General features: G+C 64.9%; 3 protein-coding genes. 1 reads left to right on the top strand and 2 read right to left on the bottom strand.

The annotated features are described in order from the left end of the window. On the bottom strand, positions 1-264 hold a 264-nt coding region (locus tag VEZ38_RS17295; protein ID WP_324895669.1), incomplete at its 3' end, for an FGGY family carbohydrate kinase. Between the two features lie 60 nt (positions 265-324). Then, positions 325-1,632 carry a xylose isomerase gene (xylA, locus tag VEZ38_RS17300; RefSeq protein WP_324895671.1) on the bottom strand — a complete coding sequence of 436 codons (1,308 nt, stop codon included), beginning with the start codon at positions 1,630-1,632 and terminating at the stop codon, positions 325-327. Between the two features lie 172 nt (positions 1,633-1,804). On the opposite strand from xylA, the gene VEZ38_RS17305 reads away from it, so the two are divergent. Next, positions 1,805-3,010 carry an ROK family transcriptional regulator gene (locus VEZ38_RS17305; RefSeq protein WP_324895673.1) on the top strand — a complete coding sequence of 402 codons (1,206 nt, stop codon included), beginning with the start codon at positions 1,805-1,807 and terminating at the stop codon, positions 3,008-3,010. The last annotated feature ends 180 nt before the right edge of the window (positions 3,011-3,190 follow it).

Raw genomic sequence — 3,190 nt, forward strand, 5'->3', positions numbered from 1 at the left:
GTCGAGCAGCACGAGCCCGTGCATCTGCCCGGAGAAGCTGATGCCCTCGATGTCGGCCGCGGCCGCGCCCGACGCGCGCACGACGTCCGACAGCGCGTTCACCGTCTCGCGCACCCAATCCTCCGGCACCTGCTCGCTGTAGCCCGACCGCTCCTGGTACAGCGGATATTCCCGCGACGCTTCGGCGCGAATCGCGCCGTCGCTGCCGACGAGCAGCGCCTTCACCGCGCTCGTGCCGAGATCGACGCCAATGACGTATTTCATACCGTCTCTCCTCCCGAAGAAAGAGGGCCGCCTGCCGGTAGCCCTCTAGGTGTCGTTTTCTTAGAAAATGTAGTCGTTGAGCGTCGCGCGAATCTGCTCCAAGCGGCCGGATTTATTCACGATTTCGCCCTTGTCGATGATGTACGCTTCCAGCGACTTGAAATCCGCTTTGCCGTTGACGATATCGAGCCCGATGCCTTCGGAGAACGACGCGTAGCGGTCTGCGAGGACATTTTCGAGCACCTTGTCTTCGACGAGCTTCGCCGCAACTTTGAGGCCGCGCGCGAACGTGTCCATGCCCGCGATATGGGCGAAGAACAAGTCTTCCGCTTCGAACGATTGCCGGCGCACCTTCGCGTCGAAGTTGACGCCGCCGGAGCCGAGGCCGCCGTTTTGCACGATTTCGTACATCGCGAGCGTCACCGAGTACAGATCCGTCGGGAATTCGTCGGTATCCCAGCCGAGCAGCGTGTCGCCTTGATTCGCGTCGATGGAGCCGAGCATGCCGTTGATGCGGGAGACGTGGAGCTCGTGCTCGAACGTGTGGCCCGCGAGCGTCGCGTGGTTCGCCTCGATGTTCAGCTTGAAGCGATCCTCCAGACCGTAGGACTTCAGGAACGCGATCGTCGTCGCCGCGTCGAAGTCGTACTGGTGCTTGGACGGTTCCTTCGGCTTCGGCTCGATGAGGAATTGGCCTTTGTAGCCGATCTCGTCCGCGTACGCGATCGCCATATGGAAGAAGCGCGCCAGATTGTCGAGCTCGAGCTTCATGTTCGTGTTCAGCAGCGACTCGTAGCCCTCGCGGCCGCCCCAGAAGACGTAGTTTTCCGAGCCGAGCTCGAGGCCCGTCTCGAGGCCCTTCTTCACCTGTGCAGCCGCGTACGCGAACACGTCCGCGTTGCTCGTCGTCGCCGCGCCGTGCACGAAGCGAGGGTTCGAGAACATGTTCGCCGTGTTCCACAGCAGCTTGACCTTGCTCGTCTTCATGTAATCCTTCATCATGGCTACAATGACGTCGAGGTTCTTATTCGTCTCGCGCAGCGTCGCGCCTTCCGGCGCGATGTCGCGGTCGTGGAAGCAGAAGAACGGAATGCCGAGCTTCTCGTAAAATTCGAACGACGCTTCGACGCGCGCCTTCGCGAGGTCGAGGCCGCTCGTGCCGTGCCACGGGCGGATCGCCGTGCCGACGCCGAACGGGTCGGAGCCTTCGCCGGTGAACGTGTGCCAGTACGCGCAGGCGAACCGGAGGTAGTCTTCCATTCTGCGGCCGAGCACGATCTCGTCCGGGTTGTAATGTTTAAAGGCTAACGGGTTCTTCGACTCTTTCCCTTCGTACTGGATGGTGCCGACATTTTTGAACGCGCTCATCCTTGAAAGCCCTCCCAATAGTAAAATCCAAATTAGTATGACCAACTGACGTTAGTGTATCACGCGTCACTTCGTTTGTCGAGTAAACAAACTAAGTTTCATCATTTTCATGATTTGTGCTATGATAATCGGAAAACGGCCCCCGCCGCCGCGAAGGAGCGACCCGCGCATCATGAAAATGACCGGCGATCAGACCTTGATCAAGCGAATGAACAAATCGCTCGTGCTCGATACGATTCGATCGCACGCGCCGATTTCCCGCGCCGACATCGCGGCGAAGCTGGGGCTGAATAAGGCGACGGTATCGTCTTTGGTGGCCGAGTGGCTCGACGAGCGGCTCGTGCTCGAGACCGGCCTCGGCGAGTCGAGCGGCGGGCGCAAGCCGGTCATGCTGCTGTTTCATCGGGAAGCCGGGCACGCGATCGGCGTCGACCTCGGCGTCAACACGGTGTCCGCCGTGCTGACCGATCTGTCGGGCGCAATTCTGGCGCGGGAGCGGCGGCGGCTGCGCGTCTCGGCGCCGGCGGACGCGGCGCTCGTCGTCTGCGACGTCGTCCGCTCGCTCGCGCGGTCGGCGCCGGAGGCGCCCTACGGCGTCGTCGGCGTCGGGCTCGGCGTGCCGGGCATCGTGGACGACGCCGGCGTCGTGCTGACGGCGCCGAACTTCGGCTGGCGCGACGCGCCGCTGCGGGGCATGCTGGAGGCGGAGCTCGGGCTGCGCGTCGTTCTCGACAACGAGGCGAACGTCGGCGCCGTCGGCGAGAAGCAGTTCGGCATCGGGCGCGACGCCGGCGATCTCGTGTACGTCAGCGCCGGCGTCGGCATCGGCACGGGGCTGATCGTCGGGCACGAGCTGTATCGCGGCGCGTCCGGCTTCTCCGGCGAGCTCGGCCATATGACGATCCAAGCCGACGGCGGCCGGCCGTGCTCGTGCGGCAGCGCGGGCTGCTGGGAGATGTACGCCTCCGAGATCGCGTTGACCGCGCTCGGGGACGGCGCCGCGCCGGAGCTGCGCGAGCTCGAGGGCGCCGTGCGGCTCGCGGAGGCCGGCGACGCCGCGGCGATCGCCGTTTTGGAGGCGATCGGCCGCTACCTCGGCATCGGCGTCGCGACCGCCGTCAACGCCTTCAACCCGGAGATGATCATCGTCGGCAATCGGCTCGCTTTGGCGCGGCGCTGGCTCGAGGCGCCGCTGCGCGAAGCGGCGGCGAGCCGCGCCCTGCGCCACCACCTCGACCGCGCGCGCATCGAGTTCGCCTCGCTCGGCCTCGACTCCGCCGCCCTCGGCGCCGCCTCGCTCGCGATTTCGCGCTTCCTCGACGGCGCGAAGGCCGGCGGCGGCGGGCCGCCCGGCGCCGCCGCCGCCGCCGAGGGGTAGCGGCGGCACCGAGCCGGCGGCGGTTTTGCCCCAGTTACCGGAGTTCTCCGGTAACTCTGTCTTTTTGGGCCTGTTTTGGCCCCAGTTACCGGAGTTCTCCGGTAACTCAGCCTCTCTGGGCCCGTTTTGGCCCCAGTTACCGGAGTTCTCCGGTAACTCTGCCTCTTTTGTCCCTTTGTG

The organism is Paenibacillus sp., assembly GCF_035645235.1.
Taxonomy (GTDB): domain Bacteria; phylum Bacillota; class Bacilli; order Paenibacillales; family YIM-B00363; genus Paenibacillus_AE.

Coding starts and splice junctions, on each gene's coding strand:
- xylA (WP_324895671.1), bottom strand. CDS start 1,632: ATGAGCGCGTTCAAAAATGTCGGCACCATCCAGTACGAAGGGAAAGAG.
- VEZ38_RS17305 (WP_324895673.1), top strand. CDS start 1,805: ATGAAAATGACCGGCGATCAGACCTTGATCAAGCGAATGAACAAATCG.